This window comes from Acinetobacter sp. ANC 3929, from assembly GCF_000369405.1.
Classification (GTDB): domain Bacteria; phylum Pseudomonadota; class Gammaproteobacteria; order Pseudomonadales; family Moraxellaceae; genus Acinetobacter.
In genome coordinates this window covers 43772-64635 of the sequence record NZ_KB849998.1, presented here as the reverse complement: position 1 = coordinate 64635, position 20864 = coordinate 43772, and the positions used below count along the sequence as shown (strand labels likewise).

At 42.5% G+C, this 20864-nt stretch carries 19 protein-coding genes; 11 read left to right on the top strand and 8 right to left on the bottom strand.

Annotated elements, in window-relative coordinates; translation table 11 throughout:
• A complete protein-coding gene (locus F909_RS15965) occupies positions 1–1455 on the top strand; it encodes an NAD(P)(+) transhydrogenase (Re/Si-specific) subunit beta (RefSeq protein WP_005146617.1) in 1455 nt (484 codons plus the stop codon).
• Positions 1456–1514: 59 nt separating this feature from the next.
• On the opposite strand, the gene F909_RS15970 is transcribed toward F909_RS15965, so the two are convergent.
• The 7 genes from F909_RS15970 to F909_RS16000 form a co-directional block, all read right to left on the bottom strand.
• Entirely contained in the window at positions 1515–2336 is an 822-nt protein-coding gene (locus F909_RS15970; RefSeq protein ID WP_005146614.1) for an SDR family NAD(P)-dependent oxidoreductase, read from the bottom strand.
• Between the two features lie 183 nt (positions 2337–2519).
• A complete protein-coding gene (locus tag F909_RS15975) occupies positions 2520–3140 on the bottom strand; it encodes an NUDIX hydrolase (RefSeq protein ID WP_032877739.1) in 621 nt (206 codons plus the stop codon).
• Positions 3141–3317: 177 nt separating this feature from the next.
• Positions 3318–3716, bottom strand: a complete 399-nt coding sequence (rsfS, locus tag F909_RS15980) for a ribosome silencing factor (RefSeq protein WP_004655709.1) — start codon at positions 3714–3716, stop codon at positions 3318–3320.
• 81 nt (positions 3717–3797) lie between these two features.
• Positions 3798–4592, bottom strand: a complete 795-nt coding sequence (locus F909_RS15985; protein ID WP_005146608.1) for a hydroxypyruvate isomerase family protein — start codon at positions 4590–4592, stop codon at positions 3798–3800.
• 30 nt (positions 4593–4622) lie between these two features.
• Positions 4623–5489, bottom strand: a complete 867-nt coding sequence (locus F909_RS15990) for an NAD(P)-dependent oxidoreductase (protein WP_032877667.1) — start codon at positions 5487–5489, stop codon at positions 4623–4625.
• Positions 5490–5510: 21 nt separating this feature from the next.
• A complete protein-coding gene (locus tag F909_RS15995; protein WP_005146605.1) occupies positions 5511–6299 on the bottom strand; it encodes a crotonase/enoyl-CoA hydratase family protein in 789 nt (262 codons plus the stop codon).
• A gap of 128 nt (positions 6300–6427) precedes the next feature.
• Entirely contained in the window at positions 6428–9232 is a 2805-nt protein-coding gene (locus tag F909_RS16000) for a GacS-like sensor histidine kinase (RefSeq protein WP_005146604.1), read from the bottom strand.
• A 149-nt stretch (positions 9233–9381) separates the two neighbouring features.
• Here F909_RS16000 and cysM point away from each other — a divergent pair, with 149 nt between their 5' ends.
• The 4 genes from cysM to F909_RS16020 all read left to right on the top strand — a co-directional run bounded on the left by cysM (position 9382) and on the right by F909_RS16020 (position 14947).
• The gene (gene cysM, locus F909_RS16005; RefSeq protein WP_032877665.1) at positions 9382–10305 is read left to right on the top strand and encodes a cysteine synthase CysM; all 924 of its coding nucleotides are present in this window, start codon (positions 9382–9384) and stop codon (positions 10303–10305) included.
• Positions 10306–10374: 69 nt separating this feature from the next.
• Positions 10375–11190 (top strand): 3'-5' exonuclease, encoded by an 816-nt coding sequence (locus tag F909_RS16010; protein WP_171067272.1) that lies wholly within the window; start codon positions 10375–10377, stop codon positions 11188–11190.
• A gap of 9 nt (positions 11191–11199) precedes the next feature.
• Positions 11200–12609, top strand: a complete 1410-nt coding sequence (rlmD, locus tag F909_RS16015) for a 23S rRNA (uracil(1939)-C(5))-methyltransferase RlmD (protein ID WP_005146600.1) — start codon at positions 11200–11202, stop codon at positions 12607–12609.
• A 31-nt stretch (positions 12610–12640) separates the two neighbouring features.
• Positions 12641–14947, top strand: coding sequence for a RelA/SpoT family protein (locus F909_RS16020; RefSeq protein WP_005146598.1), 2307 nt, complete (start codon positions 12641–12643; stop codon positions 14945–14947).
• Positions 14948–14993: 46 nt separating this feature from the next.
• On the opposite strand, the gene F909_RS16025 is transcribed toward F909_RS16020, so the two are convergent.
• Positions 14994–15767 (bottom strand): SDR family oxidoreductase, encoded by a 774-nt coding sequence (locus F909_RS16025; RefSeq protein WP_005146596.1) that lies wholly within the window; start codon positions 15765–15767, stop codon positions 14994–14996.
• Positions 15768–15868: 101 nt separating this feature from the next.
• Here F909_RS16025 and mazG point away from each other — a divergent pair, with 101 nt between their 5' ends.
• From mazG to panC, 6 genes are all read left to right on the top strand, one after another.
• Complete coding sequence (gene mazG, locus F909_RS16030; protein WP_005146590.1) at positions 15869–16675, top strand: nucleoside triphosphate pyrophosphohydrolase; 807 nt, start codon at positions 15869–15871, stop codon at positions 16673–16675.
• Entirely contained in the window at positions 16644–17072 is a 429-nt protein-coding gene (locus F909_RS16035; RefSeq protein WP_005146589.1) for a ComEA family DNA-binding protein, read from the top strand. The genes mazG and F909_RS16035 overlap by 32 nt, the downstream gene beginning before the upstream one ends.
• Positions 17073–17211: 139 nt before the next feature.
• Complete coding sequence (pcnB, locus tag F909_RS16040; RefSeq protein ID WP_005146588.1) at positions 17212–18666, top strand: polynucleotide adenylyltransferase PcnB; 1455 nt, start codon at positions 17212–17214, stop codon at positions 18664–18666.
• On the top strand, positions 18663–19151 hold the full coding sequence (gene folK, locus F909_RS16045) for a 2-amino-4-hydroxy-6-hydroxymethyldihydropteridine diphosphokinase (RefSeq protein WP_005146587.1): 489 nt from the start codon (positions 18663–18665) through the stop codon (positions 19149–19151). The genes pcnB and folK overlap by 4 nt, the downstream gene beginning before the upstream one ends.
• Positions 19152–19190: 39 nt before the next feature.
• Positions 19191–20000 carry a 3-methyl-2-oxobutanoate hydroxymethyltransferase gene (gene panB / locus F909_RS16050; RefSeq protein ID WP_005146585.1) on the top strand — a complete coding sequence of 270 codons (810 nt, stop codon included), beginning with the start codon at positions 19191–19193 and terminating at the stop codon, positions 19998–20000.
• A gap of 3 nt (positions 20001–20003) precedes the next feature.
• Positions 20004–20849, top strand: coding sequence for a pantoate--beta-alanine ligase (gene panC / locus F909_RS16055; RefSeq protein WP_005146582.1), 846 nt, complete (start codon positions 20004–20006; stop codon positions 20847–20849).
• The last annotated feature ends 15 nt before the right edge of the window (positions 20850–20864 follow it).

Sequence of the window (20864 nt, the reverse complement as noted above, 5' to 3'; positions counted from 1 at the left end):
ATGGAATTCATTCGAGACTATGCGGATTGGTTCTACCTGATTGGTGCTGTCCTCTTTATCTTAACATTACGTGGCTTGTCTGGTCCTAAGACTGCAATTGCAGGTAACCGCTACGGTATGATCGCAATGGCGATTGCTGTAGTCACTACTTTCTTTGTTGCTGAACATCCAGTGATTTGGATGATTGGTGGTGCAATGGTATTAGGTGCTGTTGTTGGTATCGCGCGTGCGAAAACAGTTCCAATGACACAAATGCCTGAGACTGTTGCGTTGATGCACTCTCTTGTCGGTTTGGCTGCGGTATTGATTGCGATTGCTGCGATTCTGCACAATAACCAACTCAATGTATTATTTGAACAAAATGAAGCTGCGTTAACCGCTGCTGGCGTTCAACATGCACATATGAGTTCAGTTCATTTATTTGAATTGTTTGTAGGCTGTTTCGTTGGTGCGATTACATTTACGGCTTCTGTATTTGCTTACGGTAAATTAGCGGCAAAGAAATGGGCGAAAACAATCTCTGGTGCATGGGTTAAGCCTGTTCAAGCAACGATTTTTATTGCAATGCTTGCATGTGGTTTCTACTTCTTCACTACCGGTAACATGACTGCGTTCTGGGCAATGACAGCACTTGCACTTGCATTTGGCTGGGTATGGATTGCACCAGTGGGTGGTGGTGATATGCCAGTTGTGGTATCACTTTTGAACTCTTTCTCTGGTTGGGCTGCGGCAGGTATTGGTTTCACACTTGAAAACAATATGTTAATCGTTGCAGGTTCACTGGTTGGTTCTTCTGGTGCGATTCTTTCTTACATCATGTGTAAGGCGATGAACCGTTCAATCATCAACGTTTTGTTTGGTGGTGCAATGGGCGGTGCAGCAGTTGCATCAGCAGATAAAGGTGAGCAAGTTCAGCGTAACCACCGTTCTGGTTCAGCAGATGACGCAGGTTTCCTGATGTCAAATGCAGACAGCGTTGTGATTGTACCTGGTTATGGTATGGCGCAAGGTCGTGCACAGAATGCGGTGAAAGAATTGTGTGAAATCTTGAAGGAGCAGGGCGTAAAAGTTCGCTTCGCGATTCACCCAGTTGCAGGTCGTATGCCTGGTCACATGAACGTATTGTTAGCAGAAGCAGATGTTGCATATGAAGACATCTTGGAAATGGATGAGATCAACTCAGATTTCCCTGCAACAGATGTGGTACTTGTCATTGGTGCAAACGACGTTGTAAACCCTGCGGCGAAAGATGATCCGACGTCACCGATTTATGGTATGCCGATCCTTGAAGCACACAAAGCACGTACTATCATGGTGATCAAGCGTTCTATGGCAACAGGTTATGCTGGCCTAGACAATGACTTGTTCTACAATGAAAAAACTATGATGATCTTTGGTGATGCCAAGAAAGTTGTGGAAGATATGACGAAAGCAATCAATGGTGGTGGTCACTAATCTGATCCTAATCAGGATTGTAAAAGCCGCCCTTGGGTGGCTTTTTATTTGGCTTTTTATTAAAGAAACTTTTTGACCAGTTCAAGAGATTGTTGATACAGATCACGTGCCAATTGCTGATTTTTGGCATGTGAAGACTTCCAGTCGGGCATATGGGCACTGACATATTCTCCATTACGCTTTGCCCATTCATCTCCAATCGCCATTTTAGTGATGAGATTTGCAGGAACAGAGGTTGGAACCAAGCCGATTTTCATTGCTGCATAAACAGGTTTAGGTAGGTCGCGATAAATATCAGAGGCGACTCCACCAGGGTGTAAGGCATTGTTGGTGATTGAGCTATCTGCGAGTTGTTCTGCTAATGCATTGCTAAACAGTAAATTCGCAAGCTTGGATTGCCCATAATAGAAAAGCGGATTATAAAAACCTTCTGCACGGAATTTATTGGGTTTGATTGAGCCAGCCCAGTGTGCAATCGAGGCTAAATGAACAATACGAGCTTGAGAAGATTGTTGTAACACAGGGAGCAACTTTTGTGTCAATAAAAAATGACCGAGATAATTGACACCAAATTGTTGTTCGAAACCATCGGCAGTCAGTTGTTTGGTTTTGGCAAATAAGCCTGCATTATTAATGAGCACATCAAGATTTCCATAGCGATCTGCAATTTCATCGGCTGCTTTTCGAGTGAGTTCAAGGCTGTTGAGGTCGAGGGAGATGAGATCGACTTGCCCTTGATTGAGCGCACGTAATTTGTTTTGTGCTTGTTGTGCTTTTTGTGGATTTCGGCACGCTAGAATAACATGTTGCCCTTGTTTAACCAATTGTTCTGCTGTGGCAAAGCCAATGCCTGTATTGGCACCTGTAATCAGTATTTTCACTTCCTGTACTCCAGTTATGCTATTTCTTAGTGGGATTTCAAGAATCTGTATAGTGCTGTAGTTTTGACAATTTGTCATGTCAAATTTAAGGCTGAGTGATGATTGGTATTTGCTCAACTTTAGATGGCAGAACTACTGTTCTTTGGAGAGTATGTTTTTAATAAATTTTTTTAAAATTGGATATTAGTCGAAATAAGTATTCTCAGGTAATCTGTGTCGTAATTCAAAAAAATGATGGATTTGTGCTTCTGTAACACGCGCCGTCGAAATCGGAGGTAACTCATTCTTACCAAAGAAACCTACCTCAGAAGTTTCAATGCTTGGCTTTAAGTCCCCACCTATAATCTCACACCAAAAAAATGCCTTATAAACATGCAGGAACATAGCTGGGTGAGGATGTTTTCTACGATCTGTGAGCGCGAGGAGTTGAATCGCCTTCACCTCTAACCCTGTTTCTTCAAGGACTTCTTTTTCAGCATTCTCGGCTGCTGAATACCCAACATCGGCCCAACCTCCAGGAATCGACCATAAGCCATCCTGTGTCTCTTTGGCTAATAGAAGTTTATTGTCCTTAAATACAACAGCGCGCACATCGATTTTAGGTGTTGCATAGCCAATATCTTGAAGAACGTTCGGAATAAAGTTGCTTGTATCAATTTCTTTTAATTCAATTAGGGTGCGGACGTGATCAAGTAGTTGCTCATAACGCTCTCTATCGTAAACGTCTTTGCTGTAGTACAAACCTGATTGCGCTAATCCTGTAATCTTATTGAGTGTTTCAATCCATTCAGCTGAATCTTTCATCTTTTTGACTAGACTAACTAAGGGTAGATTAAATACTAGCATTATTGTGGCATTTTACAATTTGTCGCCTGATAATTGGATTGGCTGAAGCATTATTGGTTTTGTATTGAAGCGCTTTTTTATAGTTGAATATATTAAATAAAAAAGCGACCTATTCGGTCGCTTTTTTGAGGAGCTTTACGCTACAGACTCTGGCGCACGCCATAAGCTTTCTAAATCATAGAACTTACGCGCGGTTGGTAGCATGACATGTACCACAACAAAACCGAGGTCGATTAAGATCCATTCAGCATCGCGTTCACCTTCGACACCGATTGGGCGGAAACCTGCTTTACGTGCTTCATCAGCAACATTGTCTGCAAGTGCTTTGACATGACGAGTTGAAGTACCGCTTGCAATCACAATTGCATCGGCAACATTGCTGATCGTACTTACGTCAAGTTCAAGAATATCTTTGGCTTTTACATCAGTGAGAGCTTCATGTACAACGTTTAGGCAAGCCTGTACATCTTTGTTCGCTGTTTTGATTTTTAGGTCGTGAGAATTAGAAGCGCTGGGCGATGGTTCTAAATTCATAGAGGGTATATTTTCCTGACAATTACTCATCATCAAATATACCGTTTTTCTCTAAAAAGTTCAAATTTTAGCAGTAACAGTTTATGTATTCACATCATTGGAGAAGTATTTCTTTTTCCATGCAAAAGATTGATATGATTGGGTTTTTGGTCTGTATTCTGCTGCAATAAGACCTCGATAGTCACTTTGTAGTAACCAGTCAAAGATTTGTTTATAAGCGATATTTCCAGTATCGGGCTCATGGCGGTCTGGACAGTCGGCAAATTGGATGTGCCCAATCTGATCGATATTTTCCTGTAATCCCGCTAATACATCTTCACCCATCATGGCCATGTGATAACAGTCATACTGCATTTTGAGCGCAGGATGGTTAACCGCTTCCAGCATTTCTTGCGCTTGAGCAATGTTTTGAACTAAAAAGCGTGGCATATCGGTGCCATTGATCATTTCCAAAACTGGTTGAATGCCTTGTTCAGTTAACATATGACAAGCCAGTTTTAGATTGCTCGATAGGGTATTAAGACAAGGGAGTAGATCAGCATCAAGTGGCTGTTTACCTGCCAGAATGTTCACACGTGGAACATTCAAAGCATTGGCATAGGTAATGGCGAGTTCAAGTGCCTGATGAAACTCAACTTCGCGACCAGGTACACCCGCAAGCCCATTGCCGCCTTGCATTAAATCACCCGCAGGAACATTAATTAGGCAGAGGGATAAATTGTATTGTTCAAGTTGGGTCCGAATATCAATGATGTCTAATTCATAAGGAAATTGAATTTCCACATGCTGAAAACCGTGAGCTTGCGCTAAAGCAAAACGCTCGATTAGAGGGACTTCAGTGAAAATCATTGATAAATTGACTGCGAGATGGCTCATGTTTGGACTCCCTGAATCAATAGATCCTATTTATTGTTCTATAATTTTGATGATAGTCGCTAAATCCTTCTCAGCAAAGCCATTTTCTTGGTGAGCTTGTAACTGTAATAGAGCTTTTTGTGCAACAGGTATCTTTAAGTTAAAACTTTGTGCGAGATGTAACGCATTATTTAAATCTTTTGATAGGGTTTGCACCTTCCATTGTATTGGCTCAAAAATATGTGTTGCCATACGAGGAGCAAGAATTTGAAAGGGTTTAGAGTCAGCAAAACCACCTGCGAGTGCAGGAGCAAGTAAAGTCGTATCAACCCCAGCTTGATCTGCAAGGGCGACCGCTTCTGCAATCAGTGTGCTGTTGGCTGCCACAATTAATTGATTACAAATTTTGGTCGCTTGACCCGTGCCAGTTTCACCCATGCGGGTAATGCGCTGCGACAAAACATTATAAATTGGGGTCAGTTGCCTTATGGTCTCAGCATCCCCTCCAGCAAAAATGACCAAGGTTCCTTGTTCAGCACCTATAGTTCCCCCTGATACAGGAGAGTCAATCCAAATAACCTGTTGCTGTTGGGCTGATAAAGCCAATTGTTGAGTCGCAGAAACAGACAAGCTAGAGAAATCAACGATGATCTGTTTAGCTTTCAAATAAGGTTGAATTTGGTCAAAAACATTTTCTACGGCTTGATCATCAGCTAAGCAGGTGAGAATGATTGGATAGTTTGCAATTTCATTCAGTGCTAATAAGCTTGCGCCTTGTTGCAGGAGTGGCTCACATGCATGGGGGCTGCGGTTCCATACCGCGACGGAATAACCTGCTTGTAATAATCGGCTGGCCATACGTGTGCCCATTAACCCCATCCCTAGAAATGCGATTGGTATTTGTTGATTAACATGCATGTGAATATACCCAAATTGTGATTATTTATATTGACGTGGTAGGAATTGAACCTCTGGATTCTTGTCCTTCTTACGCGCAAGACTGCTATTTTTACCTAAGAGTAGCTTGAGTTGCCAAAGTTTTTCTAAACGTAATGCTTTTTCGGGTTGGTGTTCCATCGCATCTAAGACACGTTTGGCTGCCATGATGGCATCTGGTGAACGTTGTAAAATTTCCTCAGCAATGATGTTTGCTTTCGCTAAAGGATCATTGTCTAAATGGGTTACCAAACCGATTTGTTTTGCATATTCAGCATCAAAAATACGTGCGGTCAAAGTCAGCTCTTTGGCCAGATCAACACCAATCAGCCCTTTTAATGAGCGAGTGAGTCCCATATCTGGGACTAAGCCCCAGCGACTTTCCATGATTGACATTTGGGTTGTTGGTGTCGCAATACGAATATCCGCTGCGAGTGCTAACTGCATACCTGCACCGAAGCAATAGCCTTCGATTGCTGCAATGACTGGGATCGGCAGGTTCTGCCAAATCAAGAAGGCTTTTTGGAACAGGCTTTGACCTGGTTTGATCAGTTCCCATGCGGCAAAAGCCGTATTTTTAGGATTGTTTAAATCTGAAAGATCGATGCCAGCACTAAAAACCTGTGCTTCACCTGTGAGGATGACACAACGGATTGAACGATCTTTTTCAATTTTTTTTGCAGTTGCCACCAATTCTTTCAATAATGCAAAACTCATTGCATTGCGTTTGTCTGGTCGGTTTAGGAAAACTGTTGCGATTCCATTGTTCTTTTCAACGCGTAAAAGTGTCATCTGCCTTACTCTTATTGTGTTTGATGAGGCAGCATAGCATGAGTCTTTAAGTTGAAACATGACAGGGCAGTCACAAAAAAGCTGCCTGTATTTTAATCATTGATTATCCCATGTCCTAACTTGCTGTGTTACGAGTCGTGGGCATGTAGGATTAAGTTGGCTGCTTGTCTCACTTGTTCAATCGCCGTGCTGAGTTCATTGAAACGATGCGTGGTTTCACGAATAAACACATCATCTGCTTTGCGGCGTTCTTTGCGTAAAGTCGAGACAAATTGTTCAAACTCACCCGACACTTGCTGTAAGTTTGGCGTACCAACATAACGGGTTGCACCATAAAGGCGATGTAAGACATGTTCGAGTTGTGGAAAATCTTCCATCTCAATCAATTGCTGCATTTCCGCCAGTTCTGTATCAAAACTATCCACCAGCATATTCAATAAATCTTGTGCGAGATCTTCTTTGTTGGCTGCAAGCTGCACGCTTTGTTGCCAGTTCAGGATTTGAGGATCAATTGATTCAATTGGCCGCTTTGGTTCGATGCTCGCGGGTTGGGTGCTGAAGTTGTTTTTGGTCCAATGGGTCAAAATTTGAATGATCTGCTCCATCTGAATCGGTTTGGTCACATAATCATTCATACCAACTTTGAGCAGTTTCTGCTTTTCATCGGCCAGAGCATGCGCTGTAAGTGCAATAATCGGCAGTTGCATGCCATTATCAAGCGTTGACTCTAATGAGCGAATTGCACGAGTGGTATCAATCCCTGACATGACAGGCATTTGGATATCCATAAATACCAAATCAAACGGCGGCGATTTTTGTTCGATTCGCTCTTGAATAATGTCGATGGCTTTCTGGCCGCTTAATGCTTTGGTCGTGGTGACATTGAGTTCACCGAGCAAGGCCTCAAGGACAATCAAATTAGGCAAATGATCATCCACTGCCAAAATGTGTAAACCTTGACCATTAAAGTCTTCAGGTTCTTGTTCAAACACAGGTTCATTGCCGAGCAGTTGTACCAACTCACGACGACTTAGCGGTTGATACAGCGGGCGCGCGCGATATTCATTGAGCATGTTGGGTTCAAGGCTCATCTGATAACCATAAACAGCTAAGTTGCCATGGTAGCGTTGACGAATCTCTTTGAGTAAAGCTTCTGTATCACCGCTATGATCAACAATCAGCCATGTATTTTCCTGCTGGTTGAGATGATTTAAGCGGCTGAAGAGGTCCAGAATCGATTGTGTCTCAATGTGGGAGACATGATAATTTTCTAAATATGAACGGAGTACGCTAGCCGTTGCAGGGTGGGCAAGATATGACACCACTTGCAGATGATCGAAATGAGGGTGTTCAACAAACTCATCTTGTTCTTCAACTTTAAATGAAGCTGTGAACCAGAAGGTTGAGCCTTTCTCTGTCGGTGCACGTTCTTGGTTATCTTCAAAACCGATTTGACCATGCATCAAATGCACCAGCTGTTTGGAAATCGCTAAACCAAGTCCCGTACCACCAAATTGACGGGTAACTGAAGCATCACCCTGAGAGAATGATTCAAACAGCTTTTTGCGATCCGTACCGCTGAGGCCAATTCCGCTGTCTTGAACACTAAAGTGCAGTAAACATTGTCCAATTTCATCATCTTCCATACGCACCCGCACAATGATTTCCCCATCAGGCGTGAATTTGATCGCATTGGAGATTAGGTTGGTCAGAATCTGTTTAAAGCGTAAGGCATCACCGACTACATGCTTTGGAATATTCTCGGCGTAATAGAAGGCCATGTTGATATGTTTTTGTGCCGCCAAAGGCGAGAGCATATCCATCACATCGAAAATGGCTTCTTCGAGGTCAAATGGTGCAGTTTCAAGTTCGAGTTTACCTGCATCAATTTTAGAGAAATCCAGTACATCATTGATCAATGCCAATAAGTGTGCAGAAGATTTTCGGATGGTTTGCAGATAAAGATTCTGTTCATTGCTTAGATTCTGCTGTCGTAGCAGTAAGTGAATAAAGCCATCAATACTGTTCAGTGGTGTTCTAAGTTCATGGCTGATGTTGGCCAAAAACACAGACTTGGATTGGTTTGATGAAATCGCTTGGTCACGTGCCTGACGATAGGTAATATTCTGAACTTCTAAGGTGTCTAGTGTACGACGTAAATCTTCTTCGGTTTGTTCAGTATGTTCTTTTAATTCAAGGAAACTAAAGTGCAGACGTTTCACTACATTGGCGATATCACGCTGTAACAAACGTAATTCACCAGTACTATTCACCACAATATGTTGATCTAGCGTATCGGCATTTAAGCGTTGCATCTGCATGCGGATTTCATACAGCGGTGCAAGCCAGCGACGAGAAAAGACATTTAAACAGAACAGTAAAATGAGTAAGGTGAGCAGTCCGGTCACCACCAGTGAAAGCAGAATTTTATAGCGAGCAAGTTCAAGTGGTTGATTGTCTAATTCAATCATTAACCAAACGGAATTTCCGCTGTCCAGCTTTGAACCATAGATGTTGTTGTGGTTGTGGGTAATTGGTCCAAAGAAATTACTATTTTCTGGAAAGTTTGGCCAAAAGCGGTTGTTTTGATAGCCAATGCTTAAATAGGTTTGCCCACGAGTATCAATAAGCACTGCACGCTGTAAATTTTTTTCATCAAACATTTTTTGCATGATGTTTTGCGCACGATCATATTGATCAGGTTGCTCTTGTACCAAGCGTAATAAATCATTTGCAGTTTGATGGTAGCGCGCCAAAATGGCCGAAGCATCCGAACGTTGTTGTGATTTTGCGGAGCTTGTGGTTTCGGATAAAACCCAAAGAATTCCAACACCTGTCAAAATTGCAATCGGCACTAAAATAAGTGCAATCAATTGCCCATAAGCATGATTCAGGCGTAAGCGTTTCGATATGGTCTTATTGAAATTTGACATAGTACGGTCAGATTTATCATTCTGCGCAACATCTTAGCATGCTTTGTGAAAATCAAGGACATCTGCTTGCCAATAAAAAGCATAGTGAAAAGGTGCAGTATCTCTATTTTTTTCATACAATAGTCGCCACCTTGATATCGGTGTCGATCATGACGAATACGCAAACTGATTTTTTAGCAGATGATTTTTTACTGGATTACTATGTCGGTAAAACCCCTTTGGTGCGTTTGCAGCGTTTAGCGTGTCATACCCAAGCCACGGTATTAGCAAAATTAGAAGGGAATAACCCTGCAGGTTCGGTCAAAGACCGTCCTGCCTATAACATGATTGTACAAGCGGAAAAGCGTGGACAAATTCAACCAGGTGATACCTTGATCGAAGCGACCAGTGGCAACACAGGTATTGCTTTGGCAATGGTTGCAGCGATGCGCGGCTATAAAATGAAGCTGATCATGCCGAACAATATGAGCCAAGAACGTAAAGATGCGATGCTGGCTTATGGTGCAGAGCTGATTGAAGTCACGCAGCAACAAGGGATGGAAGGTGCTCGCGATCTTGCTTTGCAAATGCAGGCAGAAGGTCAAGGTTTTGTCCTCAATCAGTTTGGTAACCCAGATAATGTAGAAGCACATTACCTGACCACAGGTCCCGAGATATGGAAGCAAACAGGTGGGAAAATTACTCACTTTGTCAGCTCAATGGGTACAACAGGGACGATTATGGGCGTCTCTAAATATTTAAAAGAACAAAATCCAGACATTCAGATCGTCGGCCTGCAACCTTCTGATGGTTCAAGTATTGCTGGGATTCGCCGTTGGCCTGAAGAATATTTGCCAACGATTTTTGATCGCAGTCGTGTCGATCGTATTATCGATATTCCACAGATTGAAGCAGAAAAAACCATGCGTAAATTGGCACGTATTGAAGGTATTAGTGCAGGCACATCTTCAGGCGGTGCGGTATGGGCATCGATTAAAATTGCTGAGGAAAATCCTAATGCGGTGATTGTCTGCATTATCTGTGATCGTGGGGATCGTTACTTATCGACTGGCTTATTTTCAGTTCAAGATTAGAATCCCCCCTAAACTCCTCCCTTTATAAAAGGGCGGCTAGGAGGGATTTGAAGAGATGTTAAGATGAATTTGCGTTTTCCGATTTTAGTTTTTGATATTGAAACACTGACTGATATAAAAGCTGGTGCACATCTTTATCATCTTGACTTACCTGAAAGCGATGTAGAACAAGCGTTGACCAAAATTCGTCGTCAAGAGTCAGGCATGGATTTTCAACGACTGCCATTGCATGAAATCGTTTGTATTTCTGGACTGTGGATCGATGAAAAAGGTTTTCGCCTGTTCTCATTTAATCAGGAACACAACACCGAAGCTGAAATGTTGACCAAGTTTCTGTCTATTTTTGATAAGAAACAACCGACTTTGGTCAGTTGGAATGGTTCGCAATTTGATTTGCCTGTGATCCTATTCCGTGCCATGTATCATGGACTTTCCGCGCCAAGTCTATTTGATCAAGGCGAAATTGATCAGCAAAAGCGTTTTAATAACTATCAAAACCGTTATCACCATCGTCATGTTGACCTGATGGATGTAATGGCGATGTTTAATGGTCGCAATTTTCAGAAACTGGATGATATTGCCTGTTTGCTCGGCTTTCCTGGGAAACGAGGCGAGTCTGGCTATCATGTGCCCGAATATGTGCGTACGGAACAGTGGTTGAAATTGACCAGCTATTGCGAAGGGGATGTGCTGAATACTTGGCTAGTGTATTTACGCTGGTTGTTACTCAAAGGGCAGCTCAATCAATCCGATCATCAGCATTTGGTTCAATCAACGATTGATTATTTACAAACGCAAACGCAACAAACAGAATTCTTACAGGTATGGCAGCAGTCATCGCAATATACTGTATTCACCGCAGATACTTTTGCGCCAAAAAATTAGGTTCATCTTTTGAAACACAAAGCCAAACAACGTCCTGCTCAATACCCAACCTATACCTTTCAGATTGAAGCTTTTTCACATGAGGGGCGTGGTATTGCGCATTATGGAACGCATCCAGATCATCCTAAAGAAAAGCAGGGCAAGAAAGTTTTTATTCGTTATGCTTTGGTGGGTGAGACGGTACAAGCCAAGATCACCAATCAGACCACGCGTCTAGAAGAAGCGGATATGATCACGCTTGCAAGTGATGCTGCGCAGGAACGTGTTGATCCGATTTGCCCACATTTTGGTGTGTGCGGCGGCTGTAGTCTGCAACATATCCATCCTGACCATCAGATTTTACTGAAGCAGAATGTTTTAAAATCCCATTTACAGCATTTTGCGGGTCTGCAACCGGAGCAATGGTTGGACCCAATACGTTCTGTCAAAACGGATTACCGCCGACGTGCCCGAATCGGGGTGCGTTATATGGCGAAACAGGATCGTTTGGTGATGGGGTTTCGTGAGCATCACAGCAATCATTTGACTGCCATTCAGCAGTGTAAAGTATTGGATCAAAGTTTATCCGAAACTTTACCAGAATTGAAAAAACTACTCGAAAGTCTAACAGGCAAGGCACATATTGGTCATATAGAATTGGCAATGGGAGACAGCGAGGTTGCATTGCTGATTCGTCATTTAGATGAATTAAATGTGTCGGATGTCAACCAATTACGTCAATTTACGTTACTCAAAGGATGGCAGTTGTATTTGCAACCTAGAGGGGGGGAGAGTTTACATCGCGTAGATGATTCACAAGCTCCAATGCGTTTGCATTACAGTTTAGATGATTTTGCAGTCAAATTTGCGTTTTCACCTTTGGATTTTACCCAAGTGAATAGTGGTGTAAATGCACAAATGATTCAGTTGGCATGTGAATTGCTTCAGTTACAGGAAGGGGAAAGAGTACTTGACCTATTCTGTGGGTTAGGTAATTTTTCTCTACCCATTGCACGTTGTGTGGGTGAGACAGGTCAGGTGGTCGGCGTTGAGGCGAGTGATGAGATGGTGCAACGAGCAACTGAAAATGCGAAAGCCAATCAGTTGTCACAGGCAGTATTCTTTTCACAAGATTTAACAAAAGACTTTTCGCATCATTCTTGGGCGAAACAAGGATTTGATGCATTATTAATTGATCCTCCACGCTCAGGTGCATTTGAAGTTATGCAATATGTACCAAAGTTTGGAGCAAAAAGAATCGTTTATGTTTCATGTAACCCATCAACACTGGCAAGGGATGCAGGTGTACTGGCACAATATGGCTATCAGTTGAAGAAAGCAGCGGTGATGGACATGTTTACGCATACTGAACATGTTGAATCGATTGCCTTGTTTGAAAAAATTGAGCGGCGTGAAAAAATCGAAGAGATAAACGATTAAAAAATGAGTTACATATCCAGAGGAGAAAGGTATGGTCACAGTACGTGAGCAGTTACCTGGACGACTCCAAGAGTTGTCTGAGGAAGCGACTGTAGAACATGCCGCTGAAGCGCAAAGTAGTCTAGTGTCTTGGCTAGATCGAGTGCGTGGTATTTTGGATGGGGCTGAGCTGAAACAACTTCAACAAGTTGCAGAGCTTACCTTAGCAAAAGAATTACAAGCGACGGTGAATCATCGTATCAATACCTTTAGTACAGGGATTGGTATGGCGGATATTTTGGCCCATTTACGTGTTGATGAAGACACGCTTTCAGCGGCGGTGTTATATCGTAGTGTACGTGAGGGATTAATCACCTTAGAGGATATTCAACAACAGTTTGGCGAGCAAGTTTTGGCTTTGGTCCAAGGCACACTGGCGATGGGTAAACTGTCTGAGTTGATTGAAAAAAATAAACGTCTAGAAGATCATTTTAATAATAACCAGCGTGAACACTTAAATGGCATTTATAAAATGCTGATTTCAGTGACGGAAGATGTTCGTGTTGTTTTGATCAAATTGGCAGAGCGTACCTATGCTTTGCGTGAGTTGGCGACAGCAAGCAAAGAGCGTCAGGAGCGTGTGGCACGCGAAATTCTCACCATTTACTCTCCATTGGCACACCGTTTAGGTATTGCTCAGCTCAAGTGGGAATTGGAAGATCTTGCCTTTCGTTATTTAGCGCCAGAACGTTATAAAGAAATTGCATCTTTATTGAATGAAAAACGTTTAGAACGCGAACAGTATATTCAGTTTGTGATTGATAAACTCAAAACTGAGCTGGGCGAATACGACATTCAAGCTGAAATCACAGGGCGAGTGAAGCACATTTATTCGATTTATCGAAAAATGAAAAGCAAGAACCTCAGCTTTGACCAACTTTATGATATTCGTGCAGTGCGCGTGTTGGTGAAAAGTGTCCCTGATTGTTATCACGCATTGGGGATTGTGCATCAGTTATGGCGTCACATTCCGAACCAGTTTGACGATTATGTGACCAACCCGAAAGCCAATGGCTATCGTTCATTGCATACGGCGGTGATTGCAGAGAATAAATCTTTAGAAGTACAAATTCGTACTTTTGAGATGCATAACGAAGCAGAGCTTGGGGTATGTTCGCACTTTAACTATAAAGAAGGTGCAAAGAATACCGACCATTCTTTTAATGATCGTTTGCATTCATTACGTGCGGTACTTGAGCATTATCAAGAGCGCACTGAAACTACACCGCATGGTGAAGATGAAGAGTCAAATGGCATTGATCAAATTCAAGATTTTGAAAATTTTGAAAAAATCTATGTGTTTAGTCGTGATGGTGACATCAAAGAGTTACCTCGTGGCTCAACTGTTCTGGACTTTGCTTATCATGTGCATACCGAGGTGGGAAACAAGTGCTATGCGGCACGGGTAAACCAGCGTTATGTGCCTTTAACCTACACTTTAAAGACGGGTGAGCAGGTTGAGATTTTAACCAAGAAAGACCGTGAACCGAACCGTGACTGGTTGGTGAACTCGCTGGGTTATATCAAAACAGCACGCGCGCGTGACAAGTTACGTCATTGGTTTAGACAGCAGGATCGTAGCAAGAACGTTGAAGTTGGACGTGAGCTTCTGACCAAAGAGTTGGCGCGTTTAGCAATTCACCCAAAAAGTATTGATCTCAAAGATTATTCATCTCATTTCAACCTGAAATCGGGTGATGATATTTTGGTTGCGTTGGTCAGCGGTGATGTCAGTCTGCATGCTTTGATGAACCAAGTGAATCGTCAGATGCACTTGGATCAAGACGAACCTGAACTGGTGTTAAAACCAGCTTTAAACCCGCGCGCTAGCCATACATTATCGGCACATGGGATTTTGATTGATGGTTTGGATAATGTTGAGCTGCATATTGCGCAATGTTGTCAACCAGTACATGGTGAGTCGATCGGTGGCTATATCACGTTGAATCGTGGTGTGAGCATTCATAAGATCGCGTGCCCTGATTACTTACGGATGACTACGCAAGAACCTGAGCGTGCTGTTGAAGCAGATTGGGAAATGCAGCCAACGCGTGGTCAGAGTGTGCAGATTGTGGTGGAAGCTTATGATCGCCGTGGTTTATTGAAAGACTTAACTCAAGTGATTTTCTCAGACCAAATCAATATTCGTCAGGTGAATACAATTTCTGAGGCAGATGGTATTGCCAATATGAAGTTGTTGATTGAAGTGAAAGGCTTGGCACAACTGTCTCGTTTATTGGCTCGTTTAGAGCAACAGCCAGGCATTATCAGTGCAAGACGTTTGGTTCAAGGAAGCTAGACAATAAAATAAAAAAAGCTGCATCTCGATGCAGCTTTTTTTATTTTTAGCGTTTGGCTAAAAAGATATTAGTGAGTCGGTTTAAAAACTGTGGGCTAATACTGGACAGCTGATACATCAATTTGGTTTTTATCCCAACAGGTGTGTGGGTCGGGATTAGAGCATGATCTTTTTGTTGCGCCAAATGCAGTACCTGTTTCGCCACATCGGCAGGGGTTAAATCCACACCAATATTTTGAATACTGCCAGCATCCATATCTTTCACCATATTGGTTTGCACAAAGAGCGGCATCACATCTAAAACGCGAATATTATATTTTTGCCATTCGACGTCTAAGGCTTCAGTTAAACCACGCACGGCAAATTTGCTGGCCGAGTAAGACGCAAGGTCTGCTTGACCATAAATCGCAGAGGCCGAAGACAGGTTAATCACACGTGCAAAGCTGGCTTGTTGTAGATAAGGCAAAGCTGCATGACAACCATTTAAAACACCTTTGACATTAATATCAATGGTACGGTGATGGGATTGAATGGGAGTGTTTTCGAATGCACCAGAGTATAGAATTCCTGCATTATTGACCAAGATATTCAGTTCGCCCGCCCAGCTTTTAAACTCCTGTAATGCGATCTGCCATTGACGGTGATTACTGACATCAAGATAACCTGCTTTGGCATTGCTTCCGAGTTGTTCAGCTAAGGCTTGAGCTTGTTCTTCATTGATGTCATAGATGCCAACTTTAAAGCCTTTTTGGTGAAACAAGCGTGCGATTTCGGCACCAATCCCCTGAGCAGCCCCACTAATAAAAACACTATATTGCATTGCTTTCCCTTGCTTTATATTGATAATTTTTGCGTGCGTGTATATTACGCATAAGCAGCTTGATGCTGCAACAATTTGCTTGTTTGGGTTTGGAGATCATCATGGAAAAGTTATTGGCAATCATGCAAGAGTTAAGACAAAAATGTCCATGGGATCAACAGCAAACCCCAGAAAGTTTGACGCGATATGCCATTGAAGAGGCTTATGAAGTTGAGGATGCGATTCGCTCAGGAGAGGTAGATGAAATCCGGAATGAATTGGGTGACTTATTGTTGCAAGTGGTCTTTCAATCTCAAATGTTTGATGAAAAAGGATTATTTAATTTTCAAGATGTGGTGGAAGCGATTAGTGAAAAATTAATTCGTCGCCATCCTCATGTTTTTGAGGCCGAAAAATATCAAAATCTAACGTCTGAGCAAGTGAGTGAGTTGTGGAAACAAATCAAACAACAAGAAAAACAAGGTAAAGTACAGTCACGGCTAGATGAGATTAAACATGCACCTGCGCTGGTACAGGCACATGAAATTCAGAGCAAAGCAGCACAGCTCGGCTTTGATTTTGAAACCGTTGAAGATGCTTATAGCAAATTAGATGAGGAATTGGGGGAATTACAGCAAGCGCTAAAAAATCAAAATGCTGCTGAAATTCAAGAAGAATTTGGGGATTGTTTGTTCTCTTTGATTAATGTGGGTCGTAAGCTTGGTATATCTAGTGAGACCGCATTGTTGGGAACGATTGATAAATTTAGAAGCCGTTTTGCATTTATTGAGCAACAGGCGGTAGCACAACAGAAAGACTTGCAAGAAATGAGTTTGGCAGAAATGGATGAACTATGGGAGCAAGCGAAAAGACAATTAAAATCGCAGGAGAGGAAGGATGACATTGCCGCAGTTAAGCAGCAAACATAAGGCTTTTTTATTGATGATTTTGTGCTTGGGATGTGTTTCACATCTCAACGCACAGCAATTTGATCAATCTTATCTGCAATGGAAAACACAGCAGCAAGCCCGCGATCAGCAATTGGCGAAACAGTCGAACAATAATTATTATTTATCTCGACCCACACAACAGCAAAATTCCCTACACCTTTCATCATCCGTAAATATTCAAGGCGGTAAAATTAGCTTAAACCAAGCGAATTTACAGCAATTACAGATGCTCAGTGGTGTTGGTGAGAAAAAAGCGCAAGCGATTATGGAATATCGCCAAAAAAATGGTGCTTTTAAAAGCATAGATGAGTTGATGAACATCAAAGGGATTGGGCCAAAACTGCTTGAGAAAAACAGAGCAAGGCTCATGTTATAAGCAGGAAAGTGAGATGTTGTTGTTAATTTCGCATACAGATCTATTGAAACTGCAACAGAATAAATTGCCCTTTGTGTGTGTTAGAGCTATGATTAGCGACAAATTGTTATTTACGTCCTGACGTAGGAGACAGTGTCTTTTGCAAACTTTGCGTGCGTCAAAATGTGGTTTATCCACAACTCAACTTCCTTCCTCAATTCTAGATGTGATTGATAGTCTGACTAAAGCAGGCTACGAGGCATATATTGTAGGTGGTGGTGTTCGAGATATGATGTTAGGTCTTAATCCAAAGGATTTTGACGCGGTTACTAATGCTACACCAGCCCAAGTAAAAGAGGTTTTTGGTCGACGTTGCCGAATTATCGGACGACGTTTTGAATTGGCACATGTTTATTCTGGTCGCGAGTTGATTGAAGTTGCGACCTTTCGTGCCCCACCGAAAAAAGCAGTTACCAGCGCCTCTGGTATGATTCTTCGAGATAATAATTGGGGAACGATTGAGCAAGATTTTGCTCGTCGAGATTTTTCGATCAATACGTTGTACTACCAGCCACGAAAAGGCATCGTACTTGATTTCTGCCATGCAGTAGATGATATCAATACGCGGACCTTACGTTTTCTGGGTGAACCTGCACAGCGTTTTGAAGAAGATCCCGTGCGCATGTTGCGTGCTTTGCGTTTTGCCGCAAAATTGAATTTTCAAATTGATCAGTCCATTCTTGATGTTTTTGATGCGGATATGACGCAACTGTTGCGTGATGTCTCGCCACATCGTCTATACGACGAGTCGCAAAAATTATTTACCATGGGACATCTCACCCGTGTATTACCAATGTTGATTGAATTTGGTGTCTGGAAGCAATTATTTGCTGAAATCCCACCGAATCTCACTGCATTTATTGAGCGCGCGGCAAGAAATACCGATCAACGAATTCAAGTTGGTAAAACCATTAACCCTGCATTTTTCTATGCGGTGTTGTTATGGAAGCCATTTTTAGAGCGTTGTGATTTTTATTTAACCAAAGGTGTTGTTCCTGCGGAAGCGCGTGCGCAAGCAGGACTTGATGTGCTTAAGCGTCAGGCCACACGCACCATTATCCCTCGTTTTGCTGAAACTTTTATCCGTGAAGTTTGGGAGATGCAAACGCGTTTGCTGAATCCAAAACCACAGCAGATTGAAGCATTGGCAGGGCATGCACGTTTCCGTGCAGGATTCGACTTTTTGTTATTGCGTGAGAAATCAGGTGATAGCAGCACTGAGGGGATGGGCATTTGGTGGGAAGCCTACCAAGAAATGTCTCTTGATCAAAAAGAAGCTGCAATTCGTCAATACAATCGTCAGCGTAGTAAAACACGTCGTAAAGCGGTTGATGTAGATGAAACGAAACTTACAGAGATTGAGCCTTTGGTGGATGTGCCTGAGCCGAGAAATCGTCGTGGTCGTAAAGAACGTGTGAGAACGGATGAGTCGGTTGGACGCTTTGTTGAAAAAGCGACAACCAATCCGAATCAGATTAACGCTGATCACCCGATTCTCAAGCGTAAACGCGTACAACGTGATTTAAGCCAAGTGGTTTTTGGGCCAACGCAATGACCATTCGTAGTTATATTGGTCTGGGCAGTAACTTAGGTGATTCGCAACAGATTCTCAGTGAAGCTGTTGCGAAGCTCGCGACTTTGGGCTGTGTAAAAGTATCACGGCTCTATCAAAGTCCGCCGATGGGGCCGCAAGATCAACCCAATTTTTTAAATGCCGTTGTTCAACTGGATACGACACTTGGGCCACTTGCCTTGTTAGATCAATTACAACAATTTGAGCAAGAAGCAGGTCGTATTCGTTTACGCCGCTGGGGTGAGCGTACGCTTGATTTGGATCTACTGATCTATGGTCAAGAGCAGATTCAAAATGAACGTTTAACTGTGCCGCATATTGGTGTTTTACAACGTGATTTTGTGATTCTTCCCTTATTAGATTTAGATGCTCATTTACAATTAAATGGTCATTCTTTAAAAGATTTAGAACTGGTACAGCAAGCAAACTTGACTGTAATAGCAGACCGGTCTTGGGCAACTGCCTAAGACTGTTTCGTTCTGGAAACGCCTGTAGAGGACATCATCATGATTAGTCTAAGTGACTTAAGAAAGTTTAAAGCTGAAGGACGTAAGTTCTCATGTCTTACTTGTTACGATGCAAGTATGGCTAAAGCAATGGAATTGGCTGAAATTGATACGATTTTAATCGGTGACTCTCTAGGAATGGCGATTCAAGGCAGAGACTCTACACTTCCTGTTACTGTCGAAGATATGGTTTACCATACCGCTGCTGTACGCCGTGGTAATTCACATGCCTTAATCATGACTGACCTGCCATTTATGAGCTATGCAACGCTTGAAGATGGCTTGAAAAATGCCAAGACCGTGATGCAGGTTGGTGCTCAAATGGTCAAGGTCGAGGGCGGTGCATGGTTAAGCGAATTAGTTACGGTATTGACCCGTAATGGTATTCCAGTCTGTGTACATTTAGGTTTAACGCCACAGTCAGTACATGTCTTTGGTGGCTATAAACTGCAAGCTAGAACACGTGAAGCAGCAGATCAGTTGATCGCAGATTGTCAGGCCGTGGTCGATGCGGGCGCAGCAGTTTTACTGCTTGAATGTGTACCTGCTCAGCTCGGTAAAGAAATTGCTGAATTATTCCCGAATACTCCAGTGATTGGGATTGGTGCGGGCAATGAAACCGATGGTCAAGTCCTCGTTGTGCAAGACATGTTAGGTCTAACTTTTGGTCGTGTTGCGCGTTTTGTTCGTAACTTTATGAAAGAGCAAGCAGGTGAAACGGCAATTGTAGATGCGTTTAAATCGTACCATGCAGCAGTTCAAGATCAGTCTTTCCCAGCGAAAGAGCATACGTTCCAAGTTGAGCTTTAATTCATGAAAACTGAAACAACGATACAAGGCTTAACTGCATCACTTGCACCTACGCGCAGTTCAAAAAAATTGATTGGTTTTGTGCCAACCATGGGCAATCTACACGAAGGTCATTTGACTTTGGTGCGTGAGGCAAAAAAACTCTGTGACGTGGTGGTGGTCAGTATTTTCGTCAATCCAATTCAGTTTGGTGCGGGCGAGGACTTTGAGAGTTATCCACGTACTTTAGAGCAAGATAGCCGTTTATTGGCAGATGCAGGTTGCGATATTATTTTTGCGCCTTCTGTTGAGCAAATGTATGGCAATCAACCGCGTTTGACCAATATCAATGTCAGTCAAATTACTGATGATCTTTGTGGTAAATCACGTCCGGGTCACTTTGATGGTGTTGCGGTTGTGGTGACAAAGTTATTCAACATTGTACAGCCTGATTATGCTTTCTTTGGCCAAAAAGACTATCAACAACTGGCTGTGATTCGTCAGTTGGTGCAAGACTTGAATATGCCACTTGAAGTGATTGGTGTACCAATTATTCGTGCTGAAGATGGTTTGGCTTTAAGCTCACGTAATGGGTATTTAACTGAACAGCAACGTGCACTTGCACCGACAATTTACCAATTGCTCAAACAGGCTGAACTTCAATTGCATGAAGGGCAGGCACTGACACAAGTGTTAGAAAATATCTCTGCTCAATTGACACAAGCAGGTTTTGTTGTGGATTATGTGGAGGCTCGTCAAACCAACTTGCAACCGATTCAGCAATTTGACCAAAACTTGGTGTTATTTATTGCAGCGAAGCTGGGTTCAACACGTTTGATTGATAACTTACAAATCGATTTTAAAACATAAAAATGAAGGTAAAAA